The organism is Vibrio sp. CK2-1, from assembly GCF_021726515.1.
Taxonomy (GTDB): Bacteria; Pseudomonadota; Gammaproteobacteria; order Enterobacterales; family Vibrionaceae; genus Vibrio.
On the sequence record NZ_JAKKCJ010000007.1, the window covers coordinates 102796 to 128679 of the forward strand.

The 25884-nt window shown below is 44.2% G+C and carries 27 protein-coding genes and 1 rRNA gene; 13 read left to right on the forward strand and 15 right to left on the reverse strand.

Going from position 1 to position 25884, the window contains the following annotated elements; translation table 11 throughout:
* Positions 1-14: 14 nt before the first annotated feature.
* Positions 15-272 carry an acetolactate synthase 2 small subunit gene (ilvM, locus tag L3V25_RS15170; RefSeq protein ID WP_193000045.1) on the reverse strand — a complete coding sequence of 86 codons (258 nt, stop codon included), beginning with the start codon at positions 270-272 and terminating at the stop codon, positions 15-17.
* On the reverse strand, positions 272-1918 hold the full coding sequence (gene ilvG / locus L3V25_RS15175) for an acetolactate synthase 2 catalytic subunit (protein ID WP_237296311.1): 1647 nt from the start codon (positions 1916-1918) through the stop codon (positions 272-274). Before ilvG ends, ilvM begins: the two co-directional genes overlap by 1 nt.
* A 437-nt stretch (positions 1919-2355) precedes the next feature.
* On the opposite strand from ilvG, the gene L3V25_RS15180 reads away from it, so the two are divergent.
* Positions 2356-3879, forward strand: coding sequence for a YifB family Mg chelatase-like AAA ATPase (locus L3V25_RS15180; protein WP_237296312.1), 1524 nt, complete (start codon positions 2356-2358; stop codon positions 3877-3879).
* 91 nt (positions 3880-3970) lie between these two features.
* Positions 3971-4885 (forward strand): acyltransferase, encoded by a 915-nt coding sequence (locus tag L3V25_RS15185; RefSeq protein ID WP_237296313.1) that lies wholly within the window; start codon positions 3971-3973, stop codon positions 4883-4885.
* A gap of 87 nt (positions 4886-4972) precedes the next feature.
* Here the strand turns inward: L3V25_RS15185 and L3V25_RS15190 are convergent, their stop codons facing one another.
* The 5 genes from L3V25_RS15190 to L3V25_RS16535 form a co-directional block, all read right to left on the reverse strand.
* Positions 4973-5572, reverse strand: coding sequence for a thiol:disulfide interchange protein DsbA/DsbL (locus tag L3V25_RS15190; protein WP_237296314.1), 600 nt, complete (start codon positions 5570-5572; stop codon positions 4973-4975).
* Positions 5573-5604: 32 nt separating this feature from the next.
* The gene (locus L3V25_RS15195; protein ID WP_237296315.1) at positions 5605-6582 is read right to left on the reverse strand and encodes a serine/threonine protein kinase; all 978 of its coding nucleotides are present in this window, start codon (positions 6580-6582) and stop codon (positions 5605-5607) included.
* 84 nt (positions 6583-6666) lie between these two features.
* Positions 6667-8049 (reverse strand): cytochrome c oxidase accessory protein CcoG, encoded by a 1383-nt coding sequence (gene ccoG, locus L3V25_RS15200; protein ID WP_237296316.1) that lies wholly within the window; start codon positions 8047-8049, stop codon positions 6667-6669.
* A gap of 184 nt (positions 8050-8233) precedes the next feature.
* Positions 8234-8500 carry a YihD family protein gene (locus tag L3V25_RS15205; protein ID WP_027695038.1) on the reverse strand — a complete coding sequence of 89 codons (267 nt, stop codon included), beginning with the start codon at positions 8498-8500 and terminating at the stop codon, positions 8234-8236.
* A 111-nt stretch (positions 8501-8611) separates the two neighbouring features.
* A complete protein-coding gene (locus L3V25_RS16535) occupies positions 8612-8737 on the reverse strand; it encodes a hypothetical protein (RefSeq protein WP_267135505.1) in 126 nt (41 codons plus the stop codon).
* Between the two features lie 208 nt (positions 8738-8945).
* Between L3V25_RS16535 and L3V25_RS15210 the strand changes: the two genes are divergently transcribed.
* Positions 8946-9731, forward strand: coding sequence for a sporulation protein (locus L3V25_RS15210; protein ID WP_237296317.1), 786 nt, complete (start codon positions 8946-8948; stop codon positions 9729-9731).
* A gap of 86 nt (positions 9732-9817) precedes the next feature.
* Positions 9818-10468, forward strand: a complete 651-nt coding sequence (locus L3V25_RS15215) for a hemolysin III family protein (RefSeq protein ID WP_237296318.1) — start codon at positions 9818-9820, stop codon at positions 10466-10468.
* A gap of 134 nt (positions 10469-10602) precedes the next feature.
* Here the strand turns inward: L3V25_RS15215 and L3V25_RS15220 are convergent, their stop codons facing one another.
* The 5 genes from L3V25_RS15220 to def all read right to left on the reverse strand — a co-directional run bounded on the left by L3V25_RS15220 (position 10603) and on the right by def (position 16488).
* Complete coding sequence (locus L3V25_RS15220) at positions 10603-12048, reverse strand: TrkH family potassium uptake protein (protein WP_237296319.1); 1446 nt, start codon at positions 12046-12048, stop codon at positions 10603-10605.
* Between the two features lie 15 nt (positions 12049-12063).
* Complete coding sequence (gene trkA / locus L3V25_RS15225; protein ID WP_237296320.1) at positions 12064-13440, reverse strand: Trk system potassium transporter TrkA; 1377 nt, start codon at positions 13438-13440, stop codon at positions 12064-12066.
* Between the two features lie 113 nt (positions 13441-13553).
* Complete coding sequence (gene rsmB / locus L3V25_RS15230; protein ID WP_237296321.1) at positions 13554-14834, reverse strand: 16S rRNA (cytosine(967)-C(5))-methyltransferase RsmB; 1281 nt, start codon at positions 14832-14834, stop codon at positions 13554-13556.
* 119 nt (positions 14835-14953) lie between these two features.
* The gene (gene fmt, locus L3V25_RS15235; RefSeq protein WP_237296322.1) at positions 14954-15949 is read right to left on the reverse strand and encodes a methionyl-tRNA formyltransferase; all 996 of its coding nucleotides are present in this window, start codon (positions 15947-15949) and stop codon (positions 14954-14956) included.
* A gap of 26 nt (positions 15950-15975) precedes the next feature.
* The gene (gene def / locus L3V25_RS15240; RefSeq protein WP_237296323.1) at positions 15976-16488 is read right to left on the reverse strand and encodes a peptide deformylase; all 513 of its coding nucleotides are present in this window, start codon (positions 16486-16488) and stop codon (positions 15976-15978) included.
* A gap of 130 nt (positions 16489-16618) precedes the next feature.
* Between def and L3V25_RS15245 the strand changes: the two genes are divergently transcribed.
* The 4 genes from L3V25_RS15245 to L3V25_RS15260 are packed head-to-tail and all read left to right on the forward strand — an operon-like array spanning position 16619 to position 20072.
* Positions 16619-17770 (forward strand): LysM peptidoglycan-binding domain-containing protein, encoded by a 1152-nt coding sequence (locus L3V25_RS15245; RefSeq protein WP_237296324.1) that lies wholly within the window; start codon positions 16619-16621, stop codon positions 17768-17770.
* Positions 17771-17820: 50 nt separating this feature from the next.
* A complete protein-coding gene (dprA, locus tag L3V25_RS15250) occupies positions 17821-18972 on the forward strand; it encodes a DNA-processing protein DprA (RefSeq protein ID WP_237296325.1) in 1152 nt (383 codons plus the stop codon).
* Between the two features lie 24 nt (positions 18973-18996).
* Positions 18997-19467: a DUF494 family protein gene (locus L3V25_RS15255; RefSeq protein WP_027695029.1), complete on the forward strand. Its 471-nt coding sequence runs from the start codon at positions 18997-18999 to the stop codon at positions 19465-19467.
* 14 nt (positions 19468-19481) lie between these two features.
* Positions 19482-20072: a topoisomerase DNA-binding C4 zinc finger domain-containing protein gene (locus tag L3V25_RS15260; RefSeq protein WP_027695028.1), complete on the forward strand. Its 591-nt coding sequence runs from the start codon at positions 19482-19484 to the stop codon at positions 20070-20072.
* Between the two features lie 99 nt (positions 20073-20171).
* Here the strand turns inward: L3V25_RS15260 and L3V25_RS15265 are convergent, their stop codons facing one another.
* Both L3V25_RS15265 and purE read right to left on the reverse strand, forming a co-directional pair.
* A complete protein-coding gene (locus L3V25_RS15265) occupies positions 20172-21308 on the reverse strand; it encodes a 5-(carboxyamino)imidazole ribonucleotide synthase (RefSeq protein ID WP_237296326.1) in 1137 nt (378 codons plus the stop codon).
* 5 nt (positions 21309-21313) lie between these two features.
* Positions 21314-21799, reverse strand: a complete 486-nt coding sequence (gene purE, locus L3V25_RS15270) for a 5-(carboxyamino)imidazole ribonucleotide mutase (protein WP_237296327.1) — start codon at positions 21797-21799, stop codon at positions 21314-21316.
* Positions 21800-22003: 204 nt separating this feature from the next.
* On the opposite strand from purE, the gene L3V25_RS15275 reads away from it, so the two are divergent.
* From L3V25_RS15275 to L3V25_RS15290, 4 genes are read left to right on the forward strand one after another with little or no spacing between them, the layout of a single operon-like run.
* Positions 22004-22561, forward strand: a complete 558-nt coding sequence (locus tag L3V25_RS15275) for a Sua5/YciO/YrdC/YwlC family protein (RefSeq protein ID WP_237296328.1) — start codon at positions 22004-22006, stop codon at positions 22559-22561.
* Between the two features lie 40 nt (positions 22562-22601).
* Positions 22602-23516: an oxygen-dependent coproporphyrinogen oxidase gene (gene hemF / locus L3V25_RS15280; RefSeq protein ID WP_237296329.1), complete on the forward strand. Its 915-nt coding sequence runs from the start codon at positions 22602-22604 to the stop codon at positions 23514-23516.
* 39 nt (positions 23517-23555) lie between these two features.
* Entirely contained in the window at positions 23556-24383 is an 828-nt protein-coding gene (aroE, locus tag L3V25_RS15285) for a shikimate dehydrogenase (RefSeq protein WP_237296330.1), read from the forward strand.
* A gap of 33 nt (positions 24384-24416) precedes the next feature.
* Entirely contained in the window at positions 24417-24677 is a 261-nt protein-coding gene (locus L3V25_RS15290) for a DUF1488 domain-containing protein (RefSeq protein WP_237296331.1), read from the forward strand.
* An 11-nt stretch (positions 24678-24688) separates the two neighbouring features.
* Here the strand turns inward: L3V25_RS15290 and L3V25_RS15295 are convergent, their stop codons facing one another.
* Positions 24689-25228, reverse strand: a complete 540-nt coding sequence (locus L3V25_RS15295; RefSeq protein WP_237296332.1) for a gamma carbonic anhydrase family protein — start codon at positions 25226-25228, stop codon at positions 24689-24691.
* A gap of 536 nt (positions 25229-25764) precedes the next feature.
* Here L3V25_RS15295 and L3V25_RS15300 point away from each other — a divergent pair.
* A 16S ribosomal RNA gene (locus L3V25_RS15300) occupies positions 25765-25884 on the forward strand; the annotation flags it as partial.

The window sequence follows — 25884 nt, forward strand, 5'->3', positions numbered from 1 at the left end:
TCAATTCGATGTTTTTATTCTTCTACTAAATGCGTTTGCAGCAGTTGAGTTTCGACGGTGCGAATGTCCCATAGCTTTTCAATCTGATTGATCAAAATCGTGATAGGTCGGTTGCTATCCACAATAATTTCCACTGTTGCAACATTACTTTCGTGGTTCACGGTGGCGATCACTTGTCGGATTATAAAACCACGATGTCGAATCACGCGCAACACTCGCTCTAACAATACGGGTTTGTCGTCTGCTTTTATGTTTAATTGATATCTGTCCATTAGGTGTTCTCCAACATATCTTGGTTTGCGGCGCCCGGTGGCACTAATGGCCAAACATTTTCTTCTTCTGAAATTAAAACGTGTAATAAGTAAGGCGTTTCACTGGCAAGCATTTCTTTTAATGCCGGCTCTACTTCTTCTTTGCGAGTAATAGTTTTGCCCGGAATATCGAACGCTTTAGCTAGCATGATGAAATCTGGGTTGTCATCCAAAATGGTTTCACTGTGGCGACCATCAAAAAACAGTGATTGCCATTGGCGAACCATGCCTAAACGTTGGTTATTCAGTAGCACCATTTTGACTGGGATTTTGCGGCGCTTTAATGTGCCAAGCTCTTGGATGTTCATCATAAAAGAGCCATCGCCAGTGATCAGAATTGACTCATCATTTGGACGAGCGACTTTAGCTCCCATTGCCGCAGGCAGACCAAAGCCCATGGTGCCAAGACCGGCTGAGGTGATGTAGTTTTGCGGCGCGCGCGGTTGAATATGTTGCGCTGCCCACATTTGGTGTTGGCCTACGTCAGTCGAGATCATCGAACTGTCCGGCATCATATCTGACAGTTGTTTCAACAGTTTTGGCGCATAAATCAAATCACCCGGATGATCGTAGCGCCATTTGAATTTCTTTCTTAAACGGTCGCAATGCTCATTCCATTCAGTAACATCATTGCTTACTTCCAGTTGCGGTAGCAGTAGGTTGAGATCGCCGCGTAATGGTGCGTGAGCATGACGTAGTTTATTAAATTCTGCCGCATCAATATCTAAATGAATTACTTTAGCGTGTGGTGCAAAGGTATCTAGCTTGCCGGTTACTCGGTCATCAAAACGCGCACCGACTACGATTAATAAGTCACATTCTTGCACCACTAGGTTAGCGGCTTTGGTGCCGTGCATGCCGAGCATACCTAGGTAGTGTGGATAGTGACGCTCAACCGTACCTAAGCCTTTTAGAGTGCTGACGGTTGGGATTGGATTTAACTTTAAAAACTCACGGACTGTATCGGTTGCATGAGCGAGTTGAACGCCGCCACCGACATATAAAACCGGCTTATGACTATTGGCTAAAACTTGTTGAGCTTCTTCGATGGCTTGCTGAGTTGCAACTGGAATAGCAGGGGGAGTAAATTCAGGCAGTATCTTGGTTGGCGCTTGAGCTAATTGAACATCTTTAGCGATATCGACTAATACCGGACCGGGGCGACCGGATTTGGCTAACTCAAAGGCTTCAGAAAGAGTGGGAGCGAGTTCGTTGATATCCGTCACTAAGTAGCTGTGTTTACAACACGATAGCGACATGCCGATCACATCCATTTCTTGGAAAGCATCGGTACCGATATGAGTACTGGCAACTTGTCCTGTGATGGCAACGATAGGGATCGAATCCATTAAGGCATCGGCAAGACCGGTCACTAGGTTAGTGGCACCGGGGCCGGAAGTGGCCATACAAACCGCAACGTCTTGTGTAGAACGAGCCATTCCAATGGCTGCCATCGCTGCGCCTTGTTCATGGCGGCATAAGATATGTTCGACATCACCATCATACAGCGCATCATAGATTGGCATGATGGCGCCACCAGGGTAACCAAATACGGTTTTTATGCCTTCTTGCTGTAGTGCGCTGACTACCAACTCTGCTCCATTCATCGTTTAGTCTCCTGCGCGTTTTGCGGTTTGTCTTCCATGTGTTGTGTCTGCATGAGGCGTATTCCTTGTCCTACTGTATTGGTATTAATTTATTATTATTGTCATGACCAATGGTAAATTTTTATGTTTAAAAAGAGATAAAAAAAGCCCCCGACTTAAAGTGCGGGGGCTTGATAGTGTTTGGTGTTACTTATCGCTCACTAATCCCCGCGCGGACCGAATAATGACCACGACTAGGAGAATAATCAGAGTGTGAATACGAGCGATAGGGTTCATTCCAATTCCATTTGAAAGCGTAACGTAATCTGTACTGTTAGTGGTATCACATAAATTGATCATATTACAAGCAAAAACTCACACTTTTTTAACCATACGGCTCACTTCAAAGCTTGTATACAGGAGTACTTAATCAAAATATAAAAGAAGTGGATAGATAAATGGAATTAGCAATCATACATAGTCGAGCCTGCGTAGGGGTAGAAGCGCCAGAAGTGACCGTCGAGGTCCATATAAGCAACGGAATGCCTGGATTTTCGTTAGTTGGCCTACCGGAAACCACGGTCAAAGAAGCTAAAGACCGAGTACGCAGCGCGATTTTAAATTCGAACTTTGAATTTCCAGCAAAAAGAATCACGGTCAATTTAGCGCCGGCCGATTTACCCAAAGAAGGCGGTCGTTTTGATTTGCCGATTGCACTAGGCATTTTGGCTGCCTCTCAACAAATCGCAATTAATAAGCTCGATAGCCATGAGTTTGTTGGAGAGTTGGCTTTGTCTGGCGAACTTAGAAGAGTTAAAGGCGTACTTCCCGCAGCATTAGCTTGTATTAAACAACAGCGAACCTTAGTCGTCCCCAAAGACAATGGCGATCAAGCCGCACTTGTTGGCCAAGAAGTACATAAATCCGCGACTACCTTATTGGAAGTGTGCGCCGATCTATGTGGTCAGCAGACCATGGGATTATTTACCACAGACAAAGCGCAACCCAAGGCAAATAATGACCGTGACTTACAAGATATTATTGGTCAACAGCAAGGTAAGCGGGCACTCGAAATTGCCGCGGCAGGTTCGCATAATTTGCTCTTTTTAGGCCCACCGGGAACCGGAAAAACCATGTTGGCTTCTCGCTTGTGTGATTTGTTACCCGAGATGAGTGATGATGAAGCGTTAGAAAGCGCTTCGGTGGCTTCATTAACAGAGTTAGAAATTAATCACCATAATTGGAAAAATCGCCCCTTTAGAGCGCCTCATCATTCTAGTTCTATGGCGGCGCTAGTTGGCGGTGGCTCGATCCCAAGACCGGGAGAAATTTCATTGGCGCACAATGGCTTGTTATTTTTAGATGAAATGCCGGAATTTGACCGCAAGGTACTGGATTCGCTGCGTGAGCCGTTAGAGTCGGGTGAAATTATTATTTCTCGCGCTGCCGGAAAAACCCGTTTCCCAGCGCGCTTTCAATTGGTAGGTGCGCTTAACCCAAGTCCGACAGGCTATTACGAAGGCGCCCAAAGCCGCGCTAATCCGCAAACTATTCTGCGTTATTTGAGTCGTTTATCTGGCCCATTGTTGGATCGCTTTGATATGTCGATTGAAATCCCTGCACTACCAAAAGGGACGCTATCGCAAGGCGGTGATCGCGGAGAGCCAACTCAGGTAGTTAAACAGAGAGTTTGGCAAGCCCGTCAATTGATGTTGGCGCGTAGTGGTAAGGTGAATGCGTTATTAAACAGCCGTGAAATTGAGCAAGTATGTAAGCTCGACAAAGCGGATGCGGAATTTTTAGAACAAGCGCTGCATCAGCTGGGATTATCGGTGCGTGCTTATCATCGAATATTAAAAGTCGCCCGAACTATTGCTGATTTATCACAAGCAGAGTGGATTGAAAAAGCCCATTTAGCGGAAGCACTAGGTTATCGCAATATGGATCGCTTATTGAAGCAATTAACCGCGCAGGCAGTATAGCGTGCAAAACATAGCTCTAAACAGGATCAACAAAACAGCAGAAAGGTATATAATGCCGGGCTTTGATCTATAGGTGAGTGTTGAGGGTGTCATGACGGTTATTCGGTTTTTAATCAGCTGCTTGATAGTGATAATAAATACAGCATTGGCATCGTTAGGGATTTTCTTAATGGCGGTGGTGAAATGGTTAGTGCCTATTTCCATCGTGCAGCGCGCCATGTCTTATACTGCCAATCGTGTGATGTGGTTATGGGCCAGTATCAACAATGTCACTCTTAATGCGATTAACCCCGTTGAGTGGCAGATTGAAGGTGGCGAAGCATTAACTCAGCAAGGTTGGTATCTAGTGATTTGTAATCATCAAAGCTGGGCCGATATTGTGGTGTTATGCAGTGTGTTACGCAATCGCATCCCGATGCCGAAGTTTTTCCTGAAATATGAATTACTGTATGTGCCGTTTGTTGGCCTAGCTTGTTGGGCGCTTGATATGCCGTTTATGCGTCGTTATAGCAAAGAGTACCTTGCCAAGCATCCCGAAAAAAAAGGTCAAGACTTACAAACGACTCGCCGTTCTTGCGCCAAATTCCAGCACACTCCAACTACGGTCGTTAATTATGTAGAAGGCACTCGACATAGTTATGATAAAGCGAAAAACCGTCGCTCACCGTATCAGCACCTGTTGTCGCCTAAATCTGGTGGCATTGCTTACACTTTGGCGGCAATGGGAGAGCAATTTGAGTATGTGGTCGATGTGACTTTAGCTTATCCTGATAATATCGATAAGCCATTTCGCGATATGCTAATGGGCAGATTAACCAAGATTGTCGTCAAAATTGACATGATCCCAATGTCACAAGTGCCGCAAGGTGATTACTTTAACCAGCCAAGCTTTAAGCGTGAATTTCAAACTTGGTTAAGTGGTCGTTGGAAAGAGAAAGATCAGTATTTAGACAATCTATATCGTGATGGACAAGTGACAGAGTCTAGCCTTGATAAGGCGGCTTAAGTTATTTAATGCGATGTTGAATGTGCTAAAAAAACAAATAAAAAACGGGAAGCGAATGGCTTCCCGTTTTGTTTATGAGCTGTTTAATTACTTCTTCAATAAGAAATCAATTAAATCAAAATACTCGTTAATATCTTTAACTTTGCTCGCATCAACAATGTACTTGTTGTTTACCACAACGGTAGGAACACCAGAAAGGCCGCTATCTTTAAAGGCTTTATCAAAGCGACGTACCATAGAATCAACCGCAAAGCTGTTGTAAGTACCATCAAAATCAGCCGCAGATACACCGTTATCTAGGAAGATTTGGCGTAATTCAGCTTCATCTTTTGGAGGATTACGTTGTACATGAATACGGTTAAACATAACTGGAACCAGTTTGTCTTCTACATCTAGAGAAACCATAGTCGCGTAAGCTTTACTCATTGGCTTGCCCATATTGCCACCCATGAATGAAACCGGCACTTTTTCAAAATCGGCATTACCATCAAGATGTTTTTTCAGTGCGCCAATCATAGGTTCAAATTCATGACAGTGTGGGCAGTAGAAAGAGAAAAACTCAGTCACGGTTGGTGAGCTAGCCGCTGGTAGATCAACCACTTTGTAGTAATCACCTTCAGGAAAGCGTTCTGCTTGAGCAGCAAAACTCAGTACCAGAGCAGCGAACAGGGTAAAGATTTTTTTCATTGTAGAATTAACTCCATTTCATTTTAGGTGAGTTACCATTGTGGTGTTAACGATAACGTCGGTTCTTGCAAAGCTGAAATTTGTTCTTTAAACGCCAGCACTTGGTTCTCCCAGTATTTTGCATCGTTAAACCAAGGAAATGCAATCGGAAAAGCCGGATCATGCCAACGTTTTGCCAGCCAAGCCATGTAGTGGACCATTCTCAGACCACGTAATGGTTCAATCAGTTTCAATTGATTAGTATCAAAATGTGAAAACTCGCTATAAGCCTCAAGAATAATATCGAGCTGCATTAATTTTTCTGAACGTTCTCCACTGAGTAGCATCCATAAATCTTGCACCGCAGGGCCATTACGCGCATCGTCAAGATCAACAAACATTGGTCCATCACGCCATAAAATATTGCCGGGATGACAATCGCCATGCAAACGAATGAGTTTCTTAGGTTCGAACCAATGTTGTTCTAATTGTTCGATCAGCATATCAAGGTCGCTGAAAAAGCTTTTCTCTAAATAGCTTGGGATAAAGCTTGATTGCTGCAGTAATTTACGCGGTTGATATAAGTATTCATCTAGGTTGATGGTAGGTCGATGCTCAAACGGCTTGGCTTGACTGACTTGGTGAATACGCCCCATAAAACGGCCTACCCATTCCATTTGATCGAGATTATCCACTTCAAACTGACGGCCACCAACACTTTCAAATAGCGCAAAGTAGTAGCCTTGGTATTGATGCAGTGTCATGCCATTAATCACGCAAGGGGGAGCAACCGGAATATCTTGTTCCAGTAATTCTTGGGTGAATTGATGCTCCTCGATGATTTGCGCCTGTGACCAACGTTGTGGGCGATAAAACTTCACTACATAACGTTTTTTATCTTCATCGACAAATTGGTATACCCGGTTTTCATAGCTGTTAAGAGCCAGCAAACCAGACTCGGCTCTAATGCCAATGCTTTCTAAGGCGTACCACATAAAGTCAGGGGTTAAGGCTTCAAAATTAAAAGCCATGGTTGGCGCATTATCGTTGTGCATATAATAAAAAGGGCCAATTACTTAGCCCTTCCTTATGTGATTGTTAACTTGTGATGTGGATTAAAGCTTCTTAATAAAGCGACTTTCTACATTTAAGTTAAACCCGCTATCGTCGCTGAGTATAAACTCAAACTTGATGATCGGCGAGGTTAACTCATCAGGATTCACCGCCAGCGTGAGTGGCTTACTCACCAATTGACCGGCAGGAACTTGAATGGTTTGGCTACCGTACCATTTCACATCGGTTAACCCATTCACATCAATATGATATTGCTGAGTTTGCTGGGTTTTGTTTAAGATTTTTAAGGTGTAGGTATTTTCTATCCAACCTTGGTTATCGACACGATACATTTGGTTGCGATCACGCAGAACACTCATATTCACTGGATCGACCGTTGCCACTTGACTGATAAACAGCCCTAGCATCAAGACTAGAGTAATCCCGTAGCCAATTAATTTAGGGCGCATGATTTTGGTTTTGTTGCCCGCCAGTTTATGTTCGGTGGTGTAGCTGATTAAACCGCGAGGGTAGCCCATTCGATCCATGGTTTGATCACAAGCATCAATACAAGCGCCACAGTTGATGCATTCATATTGTAAGCCGTCACGAATATCGATTCCGGTTGGGCAGACTTGTACGCATAAGTTGCAGTCGATGCAATCTCCTAAACCTGCTGGTTTTTCTGCTTTACGTGAGCGTGGGCCTCTTTGTTCGCCGCGCTTGGCATCGTAGCCAACGATGTAGGTGTCTTTATCAAACATTGCTGATTGGAAACGTGCATAAGGACACATGTGTAAACACATAATTGAGCGCATCCAGCCGGCATTGCCATAAGTACAAGCCGCGAAGAACCATACCCAAAATGCAGGCCAAAAGCTTAATTCAAAGGTGGCAAATTCGCTAAAGAGTTCGCGGACGGGAATAAAGTAACCGACAAACACTAAACCAGTAATAATCGAAATCGCCCACCAAGCGATGTGCTTTATGGTTTTGCGCAGCATAAGATTGGAGGTGTATTTACTATTATCTTGTTTGCGTCGCTTATTCGCTGGGCCTTCTAGCTTTTCTTCTAACCAAATAAAAATAAAGGTCCATACGGTTTGTGGGCACAGGTAACCACACCATACTCGGCCTAAAAAGGTGGTGATAAAAAATAAGCCAAAGGCAGCAATCACAAAAATGATGGCTAATAAGGTCAAATCTTGTGGGAAGAAAGTCGCGCCAAAGAAAACGAATTGCTGTTTGGCTAAATCAAATAAAATGGCTTGGCGGTCTTGGTAGGTGATCCAAGGCAGAATGGCAAATAAAACCATCAGGAACCAGCCGCCATAACGACGCATTTTTTGGAACGTCCCCTGGCTTTTTCTTACGTATATTTTGCCGTTGGCATCCCGGTTGGTGTTCGGGGTAATGACTTTGACATCAATTCTATCTTGGCTCATTGCTGCTTCCTTGGTCCGACATAAAGATACGTTGTCTTTATTTAGTTATGCGGAAATTATTGTGCCACAGTATATCTGATTGAGTTGTGATGAGGTGTAATGAGGATCTAGCTTTGCGATTATTTTCATTGAAAATGTACTAAAAAAGCCAAGTATCATTATGACTTGGCTTTTCCGGTCATCATTACTCAATAATGCCACGCGCACGTAACAGCGCGGTTTTAAAGTCATCTTCTTGATCTTTTGCTAGGCCAGGAATCATTTCTTCTTTACCACTATTACGCATTTTGAGATGGTAGATCAGAACATCATCAGTAAGGTCTTCTAATTTACCTTGATAGCCCGCTTCTTGACTAAGCTTAACGATGAACTCTAGTAGGTTTAGATCAGGATCTTTTTGCCATTCAGGGTGGAGTAGTTCAATTAATTCATTAACGCGGTGGCATTTCATTTTCTTCACCATAGATAAAGTAAGGGTTATTGCGGTACGGTAGCAAATTCTAAAAAAAAGCGCAGCACCTAAATGATGCTACGCTCTTGGGATATCGAGTTTTGAACCGCATTACTTTTGCTCTGGGGCTTCTACTGGCGCTTTGGCTGTTTTCGCTACAGGAACCGTAGCAAAACAGTGGCGGCGACGAGAAGCTGAACCGCGAGAAAATGAAGCTCGAACAGGAACAGGACGCATATAGTTATTGCCTATAAAAACGCACATCCATGGCTATTGTTACCTGATCCAACCATTATATATTTTTGATTGTTTGTCCTAAATTTGACCAGTAATCGAATAATTTTTCGACTGTGTAATAGTATAGTCACAAAGAATTGCTAAAGCGATAAGCTTTTTATCGCTAAGTGAATAAATTGACAGGAATTTAAAAAAGCGAGGAGCAGGTATGTCGTTTTTTAAGAAAACATTAGCGAGCTTAGGTATTGGTTCGGCGCGCGTCGATACGATCTTAAAGCAAGATGTTGTCTATCCGGGGCAAACTGTGTCGGTTGACGTGCATGTTTATGGTGGAGCAACTGAGCAATCGATCGATAATATTTATCTAAAGCTGTGTTGCCGTTACCGTACTGAGCGAATTAATCCTGAAGGGCGCAAAGTAGAAGGCAGTAAAGTGGCGAAAACTTATGTGTTGGATAAATGGTCTTTGCCTGAAGCATTCGATATTAAGCCGAATCAAGATAAAGTATTTTCGGTCGATTTACAGGTACCTTGGAACACTCCGATCACACTAGGGGACTCTAAGGTGTGGCTAGATACCACTTTAGATATTGCCTTGGCATCCGATCCTAAAGATACCGATATTTTAACTGTGCGCCCGGATCCATTGGAAGATGGTATTTTCTCGGCTTTAGAAGAAGCGGGGCTGCGTATTCGCCAAGTAGAATGTGAAGCGGTGAAGGGCTTTGATTTACCATTCGTGCAAGAGTTTGAGTTTGTGCCAGTTCATGGTGATTTTCATGGCCGTTGGCGTGAATTGGAAATCGTCACTTACCGAACTGAACACGAATTGAAGATCTGGTTTGAAGTCGATCGTCAAAAGAAAGGCATGGGCGGCATGCTATCGAGCTTAATTGGCAGCAATAAATTGAAGCGTGAATTGGTGTTGCAACATAATGAATCACCAGTTGAAGCGGGTAAGAAGGTGCTGGAGTTTTTAGAGCGAAGTACTTAATTGCAATTATGATTATTTTGGGCTTACAGTTGTAAGCTCAATGTGTCAAAATAGATACTTCATTTTTGTGCTTTAGAGGGTAGGCCATGTCGTCTGCAGAATATACCGCTCGTGAAGAGCTAGCCAACAGTATTAGCCATGGCCTAGGGGTAATATTTGGTGTCGTGGCTTTAGTGGTGTTGTTAATGAAATCTTATGCCGCTCACGCAGACACTATGACCTATGTCAGCATGGCTGTGTATGGCGCGAGTGTGATTGTGCTGTTTTTAGCTTCCACCTTGTATCATTCAATTTCTTCCCCTAAAGCTAAGCGTTGGCTAAAAACTTTAGATCACAGCGCTATTTATTTATTAATCGCCGGCAGTTACACCCCGTTTTTGTTAGTTGGTTTGCGTACTGATTTAGCGATTGGATTGATGATTGTGATTTGGTCGATAGCCCTTTTAGGGGTGATCATGAAGGTATCATTTGTCTATCGCTTTAAGGCTTTTTCGCTGATCAGCTATTTGATTATGGGCTGGTTATCTTTGGTGGTGGTTTATCAATTGGCGACGCATTTAGATATTCGAGCGGTAGTCTGGTTGGTAGCAGGCGGAGTGATTTATTCGTTAGGAGTATTTTTCTACACTAACAAACGAATTCCTTATAACCATGCGATTTGGCATCTGTTTGTGCTCGGTGGCTGTATTTGTCATTTTGTGAGTATCTATGGATATGTACATCCAGTCGCAAACTAGTTCAGTCGATTGAGGCTGTCTGTAATAGTTGCATGACAATAGCGGTATAAGAATAAAAATGGCGAGCTGATTAGGCTCGCCATTTTTGTATCTGTTAGATACGCAGATAGATAATGAGTGGGATTGCTATAAGGTTATGTGCGCCAGAAAGCAGGGAAGAAAATCACTAAGATAGTCAGAATTTCCAAACGACCCATCAACATGCCAAAGCTGAGCAACCATTTTGCCGCATCCGGCAGAGGGGCAAAGTTACCGGTTGGCCCAATCACGCTACCCATTCCTGGGCCGACATTGGCCACCGCCGTCATGGAAGCACTGATACTAGTAATCGGGTCTAAGCCCATAGCACTTAATGCTCCCGCGATAAAAATTACCGTCAGAATAAAAGTTAATACAAAGGCAACCACTGAACGCACGATGTCATCGTTCACCGGACGTTGATTGTAGCGCTGGACAAATACCCCGGACGGGTGAATCAATCGCATGATTTGTTTATTGAGTAGAGTGGCGGCTATTTGAAAGCGGAAAATTTTAATCCCACCGGCGGTAGAGCCTGAACAGGCCCCGACTAACATTAAGAAAGCAAAGACGACCGATGGCAATCCACCCCAAGCGGTAAAGTCATCTAGGCCAAATCCGGTGGTAGTTAATACTGAAATAATGTTGAAGGTTGAAATTCGAATCGCATCTAAAAACGCATAATGATCACGGAAAGTCATCCATAGCGCGACTAATAAACTAGTAGTGACTACTAGATAAAAGAAGCCACGTACTTGAGCATCAAGGAATAGCGCTTTGGGAGTTCTTTTACGCAGAGCGGTGACAAATAGTAAGAAAGGTAAACCGCCTAAAAACATGAACAGAGAACCTACCCAATGCGCGCCATTGGAAAAGTGATTCATTGAGCTGTCGCTGGTGGAATAACCGCCCGTCGACAAGGTGGTAAAGGCATGGTTAATAGCATCAAACAACCCCATTCCTGTGTACAGATAACCCAGAATACATAAAAAGGTTAACGTGACGTAAACCACCACGATGTTCTTCGCGACACTTTTGGCTCTCGGGCTGCTTTTATCTGACCAATCAGAAGATTCAGTTTGGAACAGTTTCATCCCCCCGACGTTGAGCATTGGTAGAATTGCTACCGCCATGACGATAAAGCCAACGCCACCAATCCATTGTAGGGTAGAACGCCACAGTAGAATGCTGGGCGACATATTATCTAAACCGCTTAATACCGTAGAGCCTGTGGTAGTGATGCCTGACATGGTTTCAAAGTAAGCATCGGTAAAGCTGATATGGTTGATAAAGACAAAGGGTAGAGCCGCAAAACAGCTTGAGACACTCCAAACCAAGGTAGTGATCAAGAACATATCACGCACCCCAAGACGGAAGTTTTTGGTGCGGCCAAGTGACAGAAAAACAAACGCGGCAAAGTGGGTAATTAATAAAGATTGGCCGAATTCAATAAAACCGTCAGTACCGGTGAAGAATGCCAGTAAGGTTGGCACGTACATAAATAGCGCGATTTTTGATAGCACTAAACCGAGTACAAACGATATGGGACGATAGTTAACCATGCGATTGTCTAACTCTTATAAGAAGAATGGGCTTGGTTGGAATAAGCGTTCTACATCCGGCACATATTTCTTATCGACTAGGAACATCACAACGTGATCATCTTGTTCGATAACCGTTCTATCGTGAGCGATCAGTACTTCTTCACCACGTACTATTGCGCCAATGGTGGTGCCCGGCGGTAGTTTGATATCACCAATTGCTTTGCCGACTACTTTTGAAGTGGTTTCATCACCGTGGGCGATCGCTTCAATCGCTTCTGCTGCGCCGCGACGCAATGAAGATACGTTAACAATATCGGCGCGACGTACGTGGGTCAGTAGGGCTGAAATGGTCGCTTGTTGCGGAGAAATTGCCACATCAATCGCACCGCCTTGTACGAGATCTACATAAGCACTGCGTTGGATTAGTACCATCACTTTCTTGGCGCCGAGACGCTTGGCTAGCATCGCAGACATGATGTTGGTTTCATCTTCGTTAGTTAGCGCGATGAATACGTCAACTTGGTCAATGTTCTCTTCATTGAGCAGTTCTTGGTCCGCGGCATCGCCACAGAATACAATGGTGTTTTCTAACTCTTCAGATAACTGTTCTGCGCGTTGGTAACTACGTTCAATCAATTTAACGCTGTAGTCTTTTTCAAGGCACTTGGCGAGGCTCGAACCGATATTACCCCCACCGACAATCATGATGCGGCGGTAGGTTTTTTCAAGGCGTTGTAGTTCACTCATTACCGCGCGAATATGGTTACTGGCAGCCACGAAGAATACTTCATCATCGGCTTCAATAATGGTGGTGCCTTGTGGGCGAATTGGGCGTCCTTGGCGGAAAATCGCAGCCACACGAGTATCAATGTGCGGCATGTGTTCACGTAATGTCGATAACGCATTACCCACCAGTGGGCCGCCATAATAGGCTTTTACCGCCACTAGGCTGACTTTTTTCTCTGCAAAGCTCACCACTTGCAGCGCGCCAGGGTAGTGAATCAGGCGTTCAATATAGCTGGTGACTAACTCTTCAGGGGCTATCAGGTGATCGACAGGAATGGCGCCGGATTGGAATAGGGCATCTTTTTCAGCTAAATATTCTGGTGAACGAATACGGGCAATTCGGCTTGGGGTGTTAAACAAGGTGAACGCCACTTGGCAAGCGGCCATATTGGTTTCATCTGAATTAGTTACCGCCACCAACATATCGGCATCTTGCGCGCCAGCTTCACGAAGAGTATCTGGATGGCTGGCATAACCATTGACCACACGTAAATCATATTTATCTTGTAGCTCTCTGAGTCGATCAGTATTGCGGTCGATAACGGTAATATCGTTGTTTTCACCCACTAGGTTTTCCGCTAGTGTGCCGCCAACTTGTCCTGCACCAAGAATAATGATTTTCATAATATTTCGTGAACCTTGAGTTAACCTTGCAAAGTGGCGAGGGATTGTCGCCACAATATTGAGTTGATGTGCTTCGGGAATGAAGTCACAGTCTCAACGATTTTTTATCTATATTATGCGGTCTTACGTAACACCGCGTAATAGAAGCCATCCATATTTTCTTCACCAGGAAGAATTTGACGACCCGGATTGTCTCGCTCTGAACCTACTAACTCGACATTGTTAGTACGGGTTAAGAAGGCGCTAACTTGTTGGGCGTTTTCTTGTGGTGTGATTGAGCATGTTGCATACACTAAAGTACCGTTTGGCTTAAGTTGACGCCACATAGCATCGAGAATTTCGCTTTGTAGTTCGGCCAATGCTTCAATATCACTGCCTCGACGTAGCCATTTAATATCAGGATGGCGACGGATCACACCGGTTGCAGAGCATGGTGCGTCTAATAAAATTCGATCAAATTTCTCGCCGTTCCACCATTCTTCTGGGTAACGGGCATCACCACAAATCACTTCTGCTTGAAGCTGTAGGCGCTCTAGGTTTTCATGCACGCGCTTTAAGCGGTTTTCATCGCAATCAATCGCAACCACTTCTGTATTGGTGGTGTGCTCTAAAATATGCGCAGTTTTGCCACCCGGCGCGGCGCAGCAATCTAAAATCAATTCGCCATCTTGCGGGGTTAAGTAGTCGACCGATAATTGAGCGGCGGCATCTTGCACCGATACCCAACCAAGATCAAAGCCCGGTAGAGTCATCACATCACAAGGTGACAGCAAACGTAGTGCATCTTGAGCTTGTGGATGAATTTCTGCTTCGATGTCGTCTTGCTTTAGTAATTCTAGGTACTGATCACGAGTGTGATGCTGGCGATTGACTCGTAGCCACATTGGCGCTTTGCTGTTATTGGCTTCAACAATCTCTTGCCATTGCTCTGGGTAGGCTTGCTGTAATAATTTTAATAACCAGCTTGGATGCGCATATTTACCCGCATTGTGGCTAATTGCATGCGCATCGAGTTGCTCTTGGTTGCGTTGGTAGTTGCGTAGTACCGCATTAATTAAACCACGTAAACGCGGGCCTTTTAATGCTTGAGCGCCTTCTACCGTTTCACCTACTGCGGCGTGTGGTGGAATGCGCATAAAGCTTAATTGATAAATACCAATCAAAATTAAATGATGAAAAACGCGCTGTTTGCCTTTCAGCGGCTTATCCATGAGTTCGTTAACAATGGATTCTAGGCGTGGAAGATAACGCAATGCGCCGTAGCACATCTCTTGCAATAGCGCGTGATCTCTTGGGCGAATACTTTGCTGTGCAGTAGGAAGCGCAGAAGAGAGCGAATAACCTTGGTCTACAACTTCAAATAATACTTTTGCAGCAGCGGCACGAACGTTCATGATGTTTTCTCTTGTCGATAACTTACAAGTCGCAAGTTAGATAAATCAGTTACATGGATAAAATAAACAAGGCACATCGCTGCGCCTTGCTTGGTTGGTTATCGTCGTTTAGTGAGCGATTAACCTAAAATATTGCCGACTTCAAACCACTGGCTACGAGCATTCAAAATGTCTTGTACCGACAATGCTTTTTTACCTGGGATTTGTAGTTGTTCAAGTACTAGGGTGTCTTTACCGGTTGCTACATAGATGCCAGTTTTGTCGGCACGAATAATTTGTCCTACCGGATGGTTTGCTTGTTGCGGCTCAACTCGAGATTGCCACACTTTGACGTTATGTTGCTGGTCGTTGTTATCGGCAATACTAAAGAAGCTCATTGGCCATGGATTAAAGGCACGAACGCTGCGTTCAATATGCTCGGCGTCATCTGCCCAATTTATCTTGGCTTCTTCTTTGCTGAGCTTTTTGGCGTAATTGGCATAGTCATCATTTTGTTTTTGCGGGAAGGTTTGCCCTTGGCTGATTTCTTCTACGCATTCAATTAAGGCTTTCGGGCCAAGCTGCGCCAGTTTTTCATACATAGAGGCACTGGTATCGGTGCTTTCAATTGGCATGGTGGCAATTTTCAACATGTCACCGGTATCTAGGCCAATATCCATTTGCATGATGGTGACACCGGTTTCCGCATCACCAGCCCAAATGGCACGTTGAATCGGTGCTGCGCCACGCCAGCGAGGTAGAATCGAGCCGTGTACGTTAATGCAGCCTAGGCGCGGAGTATCCAGAACATCTTGTGGTAATAACAAACCATAAGCCACTACGATCATCAGATCGGCATTCAATTCTTTGAGTTGCTGTTTCGCCTCATCAGATTTGAAGTTTTCAGGCTGGAATACAGGGATATCGTGCTCTAGTGCTAATTGCTTCACCGGACTCGCGGTGAGTTTTTTTCCACGACCAGCAGGGCGGTCTGGTTGAGTATAAGCGGCGACGATTTGATATTCAGATGCAGAATTTTGCTGTGCAGAAGCTTTCTGTGTAGAAAGTAACGCCGCCAAGTGACGGGCGGCGAAATCTGGCGTACCTGCGAAGACAATGCGTAAAGACTGGCTCAAGGTAACCTCATTAATGATTGGGGTGATTATTGTTTCTTCTCATTAAAGCGTTTGATTTTTTCAAGCTTATCTTTAATGCGTTTACGCTTTAATGGTGAAAGATAATCAACAAACAATTTACCCATTAAGTGGTCAAGCTCATGTTGCACACAAATGGCTAATAAATCATCCGCTTCAAATGTGAACTCTTCACCGTCGCGATTTAGTGCTTTTACCGTAACTTCCGCTGCGCGAGGCACTAATGCACGAGCGCCAGGAACCGAAAGGCAACCTTCTTCAATGCCATCTTCGCCACGTTTTTCGATGATTTCTGGGTTAATCAGCACCATTGGCTGATCACGCTCATCAGAAACATCAATCACTACGATGCGCTGGTGGACATCAACTTGAGTTGCCGCCAGACCGATACCTTCTTCGTCGTACATGGTTTCAATCATGTCATCAACGATCTTTTGAATCTCAGGTGTCACCTTTTCAACCGGTTTTGCTACCGTGCGAAGGCGATCATCTGGGAATGTTAATACTTGTAATACAGACATATACACTCTAAATATTGAACTGTGCCGAAAACAGCTTAAACCTAATTGCTCCAATTCTAGACATTTTACAAGGCAAATGACAGCATCCAATCACATTAAGCGACAAAATGTCGACCAAGGAATCCAGGTCATGCCTAAAGTTACACAATTTATAGTGAAGTTATTTGTCTTTTTTGTGGTGAGTTTTTCAGTCGTTGCCGCCACTCAATCTACTCCTCCGTTAGTCCTAAAAGAGGGCGCGCCAAACACTTATGTGGTGAAAAAGGGCGATACACTGTGGGATATATCCGCGTTATTTCTCGATAGCCCGTGGTTATGGCCGCGTTTGTGGCAGGTGAACCCTGACATTGACAACCCGCATTTAATCTACCCCGGCGATAAGCTGACGCTGACTTGGCAAAATGGTCAACCGTTGTTGAGCTTAAAGCCAATGAAAAAAATTAGTCCGCAGGTGCGCAAGAGCAGCAAACAAGCGATTTCTACCTTATCGGACGGGTTAATATCGCCGTATTTAAAGTCGGATCAGTTATTGACTGACCAGCAACTTGAAGAGGCACTGCGAGTACTTGGCACCAGTGAAGGACGTAAGTTCTTAAGTCACAATGAGCGCATTTATATCGACGGTAAAGTGACTCACCCTGATTGGGCGGTCTATCGTTTAATCGAGCAATATCAACGTAGCGGCGATGATGTGGATGCTACCGCTTATTCATTACGTTTAGTCGCTAAGGCGCAATTAAAAGAATCCAATGATAAAGCCAGTGCATTACAGGTCGTCAGCCAGCAGCAAGAGATTTTGCAAAACGATATTGTATTGCCGGTGATTGGCGATGACTTAACTTTATCAACGGTGTTTCAACCTAGTCCTGCTCCGGTTGGCTTAGTGGCCAATATTAAAGGTTCAATGGAAGATCATTACTTTATGGCGGCTAATCAGGTGGTGGTGATAGATCGCGGTTCTGATGATGGCTTAACTCAAGGCAGTAGCTTTAATTTGGCTAAACAAGGTGCAGTGGTTTATGGCAGTAAAGGGGATTACCGCTATGAAAAAGAAGTCGGCGTTAATGGCTTTAGTTCTGCAGATTTACCGCCAGTTTCAATTGGTCAAATGGTGGTGATTCGTCCTTATGCTAAATTCAGCTTAGCTTTTATCACTCAGAGTTTAGAGCCGGTTGGTGTCAATTCTCTAGCGGTGTCTCCACTAACCGAGCAACCAGTGATTGAAGGTGTTGATGCGCAAGCTAATCATGTATCGGTACCGCAGGCGGATAATGCTTCTTAATGGTGGCGAATCTTTATTATAGAAACGTTTGATTATGGAACCGCTTGCAAATGAATGATGCTCAACTGGCGGCTTGGTTAACGCTGAGCTTTACCCCAAAACTGGGTGGAGTGGCGCTGGCTCGCCTGATGAGCGTCGACTCTCCACAAAACTTGGTTGGTTACTCGACCCAGCAGTGGCAAAAGCTAGGGCTGAAAGCTAACCAGATTGACTATATTCAACACAAAGCCGAGCCAGAGGTAGAGCGATGCTTACACTGGCTCGCGCAATCTTCACTGCATCATATTCTAACGCCACTCGATGAAAATTATCCTCATCTATTAAGTCAAATGTCCTCACACCCTCCGGTATTGTTTATCAAAGGTGAGCTAGCGGCGGTTAATTCTGCGCAATTTGCTATGGTCGGCAGCCGTCACGCGAGTTTAGATGGCCTGAAAGCATCGAAAGAGTTTGCTTATCAGTTGGCTCAAAATGGGCTCACCATTACCAGTGGTTTAGCGTTAGGGGTAGATGGTCATGCCCATGATGGTGCTTTATTGGCACAAGGGACGACTGTAGCGGTGTTAGGCTCAGGTGTCGATCAGATCTATCCTTCGCGACATAAAGGCTTAGCAGAACGAATTTTACAGCAAGGTGGAGCTTTGGTTTCGGAATTGAGGCCGGATGCAAAACCTCGCGCGGAAAACTTTCCTCGTCGCAATCGAATTATTAGTGGTTTATCGCAAGGCGTGCTGGTCGTAGAAGCGGCAGAGCGTAGTGGTTCGCTGATCACTGCACGTTATGCGTTAGAGCAAAATCGAGATGTGTTTGCTTTGCCGGGTTCGATTTATCAGCCGGGGTTTGTCGGAACTAACCAGTTATTAAAGCAAGGGGCGATTTTAGCGTTGAGTTCACAAGATATTCTGGATGAATTAAATCCGGCGTTATCTCGGTCTTCTTATGTATATCAACCAGTACAAACTCAGCTAAACTTAACACAACAGGCAACGCCAGAAATAACAGTTAATCACTCCCAACCATTGCCATTTCCCCAACTGTTAGCTAACGTAGGAAATGATCCAACACCAGTTGATATTTTGTCTCAGCGTACCCATATTCCGGTACACGAAGTAATGATGCAAATATTAGAGCTTGAGTTAGCTGGACATGTTATTTCTGTTCCTGGAGGTTATATTCTTAATAGTGGGAATAAACCAAGATAAAGTGTTGCCGCGGAGGGTAAAGCTATGATGGACATTCTTATGTACCTGTTTGAAACCTATATTCATAGCGATGCAGACCTCATGATTGATCAAGACGAACTTGAAGATGAGTTACTGCGGGCAGGCTTTCACCAACAAGAAATTTATAAAGCATTAAACTGGCTCGAAGGGTTAGCCGCCTTGCAACAAGGTGAGCGCCTCGATATGGCGACTGGTTCGGCTAGTTCAACGCGTATTTTTACCCAAGAAGAAATGCTGCGCCTAGATGTGTCTTGTCGTGGTTTTTTATTATTCCTTGAGCAAGTCCAAGTACTAACTACAGAAACTCGCGAAATGGTGATTGACCGTGTGATGGGCTTAGAAACCCAAGAGTTTAGTTTGGACGATCTTAAGTGGGTGATCTTGATGGTACTGTTTAATGTACCGGGCAATGAAAATGCTTACACTCAAATGGAAGAGTTACTCTACTCGACTGAACAAGGTTTAGTGCATTAATTTGCGTGCTGCTAATGAATAACAAAATCGATCAACAATTATTTTCCGCCCATGAACATGCGTTAGAGCATGAGTCTTGCCCTAAGTGTGGTGAAGAACACCAAGGCGAATTGCAATTACGACATGGTAAGCACGGGCCATTTTTGGGTTGTGTGCGTTATCCTGAGTGTGATTTCATTCGACCGCTTCATCAAAATGATGGCCATATCATAAAAGAATTGGGTGTACCTTGTCCTGAGTGTGGTGGTAATGAGCTACCGGGAGAGTTGGTGTTAAGGCAAGGGCGCTATGGCATGTTTATTGGTTGTAGTCGCTTTCCTGAGTGTCATCATATTGAATCTTCCGCTCCGCAACCTGAACAAGCGGCAGAATTGAACCTAACTTGCCCCGAATGTAAAACGGGTAAATTAGTTGAACGTCAATCTCGCTTTGGGAAGAGCTTTTATGCTTGTGATGCTTATCCAAAGTGTAAATTCTCAATCAATTCACTACCGCTTGAAGGTGAGTGCCAGCAATGTGGCTTTCCTTTGTTAATTGAAAAGCGTTTAGCCAGTGGCACTAAAATTCAGTGTGCCGATCGTAAGTGTCAGCATACCCAAAGCTAGATAGTTAAAGCTCGTTTAGTTTTTATATAACATAGCTTTAATATAAAAAGACCCGCATCCGTTCAATGAACTGATGCGGGTCTTTTTTGTAGTAGTAATTTACAGCTTAGCAACTCGGTCTTTTAATTCCGGAAACGCTGCTGGATCTAATACTGAGACCAATTGAGTTAGGGCTTGTTTCATTTGTTGGTGAGAGTCACCACAAACATTAATGTGCCCCATCTTACGGCCTGGACGCTGTTCTTTTCCATACCAATGAATATGACATTGCGGCATCGAGAGAACAGACTCTGGCAGACTATCTTGCCCTAGAATATTGACCATTGCGGTATGACGAGTCGCTTGAGTGCTACCTAGTGGTAAATTGCACACGGCGCGCAAATGGTTCTCAAATTGACAAACTTCAGCCCCTTGTTGCGTCCAGTGACCTGAGTTATGTACTCGTGGCGCGATTTCGTTGACCAGCAATTTGCCTTGGACATCGAAAAATTCAATCGCCAATACACCCACGTAGTCGAGTTGCTCAGCAATTGCGGTAAACATTGTCGCGGCTTGAGATTGTAATTCTGGCTCATCAATGGCGACCGATAGACTCAATACACCATTAACGTGAACATTTTCTGCCAGAGGGTAGATCGCAACTTCCCCATTCGCACGGCGAGCACCGACTAGTGATACTTCTCTATCAAAAGGCACAAACTCTTCAGCGACTACCGCTTGATGTGGGGTTACTTCGATAGCGGCGGAGACTTTTTTCCAAATTTGATCGACTTGCTTAGCATCGGTTAAGCGCCATTGACCCTTTCCATCGTAGCCACCTAGTGCAGTTTTCAGCACCATCGGAATGCCGACAAACTCAATCGCCGCATCAAGATCTGCGCGTTTCTCGATTATCGCATATTTGGCATTAGCCGCTTTGGCATTATCAAGTAGTTGCTTTTCGATACGGCGATCACCACCGGCTTTGATTGCTTGGGTAGTGGGTAGAAACTTGCCACTTTTTTCACAAATATCGAGCACTGAATGCGGGATGTGTTCAAACTCAGCAGTAATCACATCAGCAGAAGCAATCGCATTATTTATCCCATGACCTATGACATTTTTAGTCAGCGGATGAACAATTTGCTCACTGCCGACATCAAATGCTGAGATATCGATGTTTAATGGTGCACCTGCTAAAGACATCATTCGTGCCAATTGGCCTGCACCTAGTACTAAAACGTGTTTGTTTGCCATGAATATTAATCCTCGGCTGGATTCGGATTTGCCAGTACGGTATCAGTTTGCTCTTTACGGAACGCTTCTACTTGAGCCATTACACTTTCATCGTGAGTACCGATAATTTGCGCCGCTAGAATACCCGCATTGGCGGCACCCGCTTCACCAATCGCGAGAGTACCTACTGCGATCCCTTTAGGCATTTGGACAATTGAGTATAGTGAATCAACACCAGATAGCGCACGAGATTGAACTGGCACACCAAGTACAGGAATACTAGTGTAAGCAGCGGTCATTCCTGGGAGGTGAGCCGCGCCACCTGCGCCAGCAATAATCACTTTAATGCCACGTTCTTTTGCGCTTTCTGCATATTCAGCTAATAGGTGAGGAGTACGGTGAGCAGATACTACTTTGGTTTCGTACGGTACATTAAAACGGTCCAGCATTTCTGCGGCAAGTTTCATGGTTGGCCAATCAGATTTTGAACCCATAATGATTCCAACAGTCATCGAACACTCCTTAACGACTCAAGCTATAAAATAAAGATAGTTGCCTGCATTATACTGAGAATTACCCATAAGGAAAACGTTTGCGTCAGCTTGTTTCTATATTCTGATCTGAATAAATGACATTGAGATGAAAAAATTTTAGTCATCGGCAATAAGGTTTTATACACTGGCGCTATTACCGTTTGTACAGGGAAGAAAATCATAGTGAATAATTTTGAATCTGTTGTTGAGGCTTTGCAGCAAGGAGAAGTCATCGCTTACCCAACCGAAGGCGTGTTTGGAGTAGGTTGTGATCCTGATAATGTGTCTGCCATCGACAAGTTGTTAACGTTAAAGCAACGCCCGATAGATAAAGGATTAATTTTGATTGCGGCTAATTCTCAGCAACTATTGCCTTACATTGATGACTCTCAGTTAACGGGTGAACAACTGCAAGCGGTGCAGTCTACTTGGCCCGGCCCTGTGACCTGGGTAATGCCGGTTAAAGCGGGGATTTCATCTCACCTTACCGGACAATTTGATTCAATTGCGGTTCGGGTGACCGATCATCCTTTAGTACAACAGCTCTGTTTAGCTTTTGGTAAGCCAATTACCTCAACCAGTGCTAACTTGACTGGATTAGAGCCTTGCCGCACTACGGAAGAGGTTGAGCGCCAACTCGGTGATAAGTTGGTGGCGATTCTACAAGGGCAAGTGGGTGGAAGAACTCAGCCAACAGAAATTCGCGATGCCAAAACATCGAATGTATTAAGACAAGGCTAGCTTTTAAACAAGGCTAATATCAAATAAGAGAAGTAGGTTGATGGTTAATAGAACTCAACAAGTCGATAAACACGCGGTAAAAGCCTTTCTAATGAGCTTGCAAGATTCGATCTGTGCTCAATTGGAATCGGTCGATGGCAACCAATTTATTGAAGACGCTTGGCAAAGAGAGCAAGGCGGTGGCGGTCGTAGCCGAGTGGTTAGAAATGGTCAGGTGTTTGAGCAAGGCGGGGTCAATTTTTCTCATGTGTTTGGCGATAAGATGCCGACTTCGGCAACCGCTCATCGACCGGAATTGGCGGGGCGTCAGTTTGAAGCGATGGGGGTGTCATTAGTTCTCCATCCTAAAAACCCTTATATCCCGACCTCTCATGCTAATGTGCGCTTTTTCATAGCGGAGAAAGAAGGCGAAGCACCGATTTGGTGGTTTGGTGGCGGGTTTGACTTAACGCCGTTCTACCCTTTTGAGGAAGATTGCCAACACTGGCACGATACCGCCAAAGCGATCTGTGCGCCGTTTGGTGATGATGTTTACGGTGAGCATAAGGCTTGGTGTGATAAATACTTCTTCTTGCCTCATCGTAATGAAACGCGTGGGGTTGGCGGATTATTCTTTGATGACTTAAATCAATGGGATTTTTCGGTCTGCTTTGATTATATGAAATCAGTGGGTGAAGGTTTTACGCAAGCCTATTTACCAATCGTGAATAAAAGACAAGACCATCAATATGGTGAACGTGAGCGTCAGTTCCAGCTATATCGTCGTGGCCGCTATGTTGAATTCAATCTAGTTTATGACCGAGGTACTCTATTTGGCCTACAAAGTGGTGGACGTACTGAGTCTATTCTCATGTCGATGCCACCGTTGGTGCGTTGGGAATATGATTACTCCCCGGAAAATGATTCAGCAGAAGCCAACTTATATCAAAACTATTTACAGCCACGAGAATGGTAGCGGTTGTTTACTCTTTAAGGGCAAGGAAAGGGCCTACTCATGCAAACACTTGATCAATACGCGGTATTCGGTAATCCGATAAAGCACAGTAAATCACCTTTTATTCATACCTTGTTTGCTCGTCAAACCAATCAAGCAATGGAATATGGCATTGTTGAAGCGCCTGTTGATAGTTTTGAGCAAGCCGCTCGTGAGTTTTTTGCCGAAGGTGGTAAAGGCTGTAATGTCACCGCTCCGTTTAAACTAGATGCCTATCAATTTGCTGATCGCTTAACGGAAAGGGCGGAATTAGCACAAGCGGTGAATACATTAAAGATGCTTGATGATGGTTTGATTGTTGGTGATAACACCGATGGTGAAGGTTTAGTTCAGGATTTACTACAAAATCACGCTCAACTTAAAGGAGCGAGAATCTTGCTACTTGGTGCCGGCGGTGCGGCTCGCGGGGTATTAAAACCATTACTTGATCAGCAACCGCAACATATAGTGATAACCAATCGTACTTTAAGTAAAGCTGAAGAGTTAGCGGAAGCCTTCCAGCCTTATGGCTCCATCTCGGCACAGTCGATGCAAAGTATTGATTCTGGCTTTGACATTATTATCAATTCTACCTCAGCAGGGCTGACTGGTGGCCTACCAGATATCAGCACCGCGATATTCACGCCACATAGCGTCAGTTATGATATGAGCTACGGGGCTGGTAAAACACACTTTACGGATTGGGCAAAGCAGAACGGCGTATCTCATGCTTATGATGGTTTGGGAATGTTAGTCGGACAAGCGGCTGAAAGTTTTATGTTATGGCGTGGATTACGTCCGAGTGTACGTCAGGTACTGAGAGAGCTACGCCGTAATTTAGAGAGTTAAAGAAATAGAGATCTAAATATAGAGAGCTAAATAATGAACCAAAATATCCTTTTTTCGGATTGCTGTGAGTGGGACGATAAGCGTCAGGCGGTTGTTTTCCAAGCTCAACAAGCCGGGCAGCTTATAGATTGCATCGTTTCTCTAGGCTTATTATCTCAATTAGATGATACAAAGGTGAGCAAAGAAAATGCATTAACGGCTTTTGAGCGTGTTCGTTTCGATCTCGAAGACTTAGCAGAAGAAGCAATAGAGGATGAGGAATTTAGCCCAACCGGTGAAATTGCATTGGGCTAATTGGATGATGACTATTTTATTTCAGTGAGGTAGTCATTTTTATTAACCACATAATTATCGGCAGACTTTAGTAAAAATGCTGCTTCTTCATCTTTAAGTGGTCTGGCTTGTTTTACTGGGCTACCCACATATAAGTAACCACTTTCTAAATGCTTACCGGGTGGAACTAAGCTACCCGCTCCGATCATGACGTCGGAATCAATAATCGCACCATCTAAAACGATAGCTCCCATACCAACCAATACTCTGTCATGAATCGTGCAGCCGTGTAACATCACTTTATGACCTACCGTGACATCGTTGCCAATTATAAGAGGGAAGCCATCTGGATTATCTGTGCTTTTATGGGTGACATGTAAAACAGACCCATCTTGGATATTAGTTCGTTCGCCAATGTGAATATGATTCACATCTCCGCGAGCCGCCACTAATGGCCAAATACTAGAATCATTACCAATTTTCATTTCTCCCACTAAAACTGATGACTCATCTATATATACATTTTCCCCAATCAGAGGGGATATACCTTTATAGCTACGAATATTGCTCATTTTTACTCCTTATCTTGTCTAATTATGGCGAAATAACACAAGCAAACTACATAAAATGGCCCTTTTTGATTCAAAAGTAACCAAACGATCAAAAAAAGCAAAAAAACACAAAAAAGCCCTTGCTAATGTGAACCAGGTCTCTATAATGCGCCCTCACTGACACGGAGCACACAGCCTAGCTGCAGCAACGAGTTAGAGGTCAAAACCTTCTCAAAAAGGTTTGCGGAAAAAGTTTTAAAAAAGTGTTTGACACGAACTTTTAAATCGCTAAAATGGCCGCCCTGTTCAACGAGACGCGCTAAGCGCTTTCAATAAGAACAACGCTCTTTAACAATTTAAACCTATCAATCTGTGTGGGCACTCGTTGATGATAATCAAAAAGATTTATCAATGAACTGAGTGACCAAATCGAGGTTAAGTAATTAATCTTGGCACAGTCAATTCATTATCTTTCTGTTGGAAAGATAATAGCTTTAAATTACTTAGGTAGTTTGAAGTCAGTATTCATTGAGCCGGTCGAAAGACCAAAAAAACTTTAATTGAAGAGTTTGATCATGGCTCAGATTGAACGCTGGCGGCAGGCCTAACACATGCAAGTCGAGCGGAAACGAGAAGTAGCTTGCTACTTCGGCGTCGAGCGGCGGACGGGTGAGTAA

Coding starts and splice junctions, on each gene's coding strand:
- ilvM (WP_193000045.1), bottom strand. CDS start 272: ATGGACAGATATCAATTAAACATAAAAGCAGACGACAAACCCGTATTG.
- ilvG (WP_237296311.1), bottom strand. CDS start 1,918: ATGAATGGAGCAGAGTTGGTAGTCAGCGCACTACAGCAAGAAGGCATA.
- L3V25_RS15180 (WP_237296312.1), top strand. CDS start 2,356: ATGGAATTAGCAATCATACATAGTCGAGCCTGCGTAGGGGTAGAAGCG.
- L3V25_RS15185 (WP_237296313.1), top strand. CDS start 3,971: ATGACGGTTATTCGGTTTTTAATCAGCTGCTTGATAGTGATAATAAAT.
- L3V25_RS15190 (WP_237296314.1), bottom strand. CDS start 5,572: ATGAAAAAAATCTTTACCCTGTTCGCTGCTCTGGTACTGAGTTTTGCT.
- L3V25_RS15195 (WP_237296315.1), bottom strand. CDS start 6,582: ATGGCTTTTAATTTTGAAGCCTTAACCCCTGACTTTATGTGGTACGCC.
- ccoG (WP_237296316.1), bottom strand. CDS start 8,049: ATGAGCCAAGATAGAATTGATGTCAAAGTCATTACCCCGAACACCAAC.
- L3V25_RS15205 (WP_027695038.1), bottom strand. CDS start 8,500: ATGAAATGCCACCGCGTTAATGAATTAATTGAACTACTCCACCCTGAA.
- L3V25_RS16535 (WP_267135505.1), bottom strand. CDS start 8,737: ATGCGTCCTGTTCCTGTTCGAGCTTCATTTTCTCGCGGTTCAGCTTCT.
- L3V25_RS15210 (WP_237296317.1), top strand. CDS start 8,946: ATGTCGTTTTTTAAGAAAACATTAGCGAGCTTAGGTATTGGTTCGGCG.
- L3V25_RS15215 (WP_237296318.1), top strand. CDS start 9,818: ATGTCGTCTGCAGAATATACCGCTCGTGAAGAGCTAGCCAACAGTATT.
- L3V25_RS15220 (WP_237296319.1), bottom strand. CDS start 12,048: ATGGTTAACTATCGTCCCATATCGTTTGTACTCGGTTTAGTGCTATCA.
- trkA (WP_237296320.1), bottom strand. CDS start 13,440: ATGAAAATCATTATTCTTGGTGCAGGACAAGTTGGCGGCACACTAGCG.
- rsmB (WP_237296321.1), bottom strand. CDS start 14,834: ATGAACGTTCGTGCCGCTGCTGCAAAAGTATTATTTGAAGTTGTAGAC.
- def (WP_237296323.1), bottom strand. CDS start 16,488: ATGTCTGTATTACAAGTATTAACATTCCCAGATGATCGCCTTCGCACG.
- L3V25_RS15245 (WP_237296324.1), top strand. CDS start 16,619: ATGCCTAAAGTTACACAATTTATAGTGAAGTTATTTGTCTTTTTTGTG.
- dprA (WP_237296325.1), top strand. CDS start 17,821: ATGAATGATGCTCAACTGGCGGCTTGGTTAACGCTGAGCTTTACCCCA.
- L3V25_RS15255 (WP_027695029.1), top strand. CDS start 18,997: ATGATGGACATTCTTATGTACCTGTTTGAAACCTATATTCATAGCGAT.
- L3V25_RS15260 (WP_027695028.1), top strand. CDS start 19,482: ATGAATAACAAAATCGATCAACAATTATTTTCCGCCCATGAACATGCG.
- L3V25_RS15265 (WP_237296326.1), bottom strand. CDS start 21,308: ATGGCAAACAAACACGTTTTAGTACTAGGTGCAGGCCAATTGGCACGA.
- purE (WP_237296327.1), bottom strand. CDS start 21,799: ATGACTGTTGGAATCATTATGGGTTCAAAATCTGATTGGCCAACCATG.
- hemF (WP_237296329.1), top strand. CDS start 22,602: ATGGTTAATAGAACTCAACAAGTCGATAAACACGCGGTAAAAGCCTTT.
- aroE (WP_237296330.1), top strand. CDS start 23,556: ATGCAAACACTTGATCAATACGCGGTATTCGGTAATCCGATAAAGCAC.
- L3V25_RS15290 (WP_237296331.1), top strand. CDS start 24,417: ATGAACCAAAATATCCTTTTTTCGGATTGCTGTGAGTGGGACGATAAG.
- L3V25_RS15295 (WP_237296332.1), bottom strand. CDS start 25,228: ATGAGCAATATTCGTAGCTATAAAGGTATATCCCCTCTGATTGGGGAA.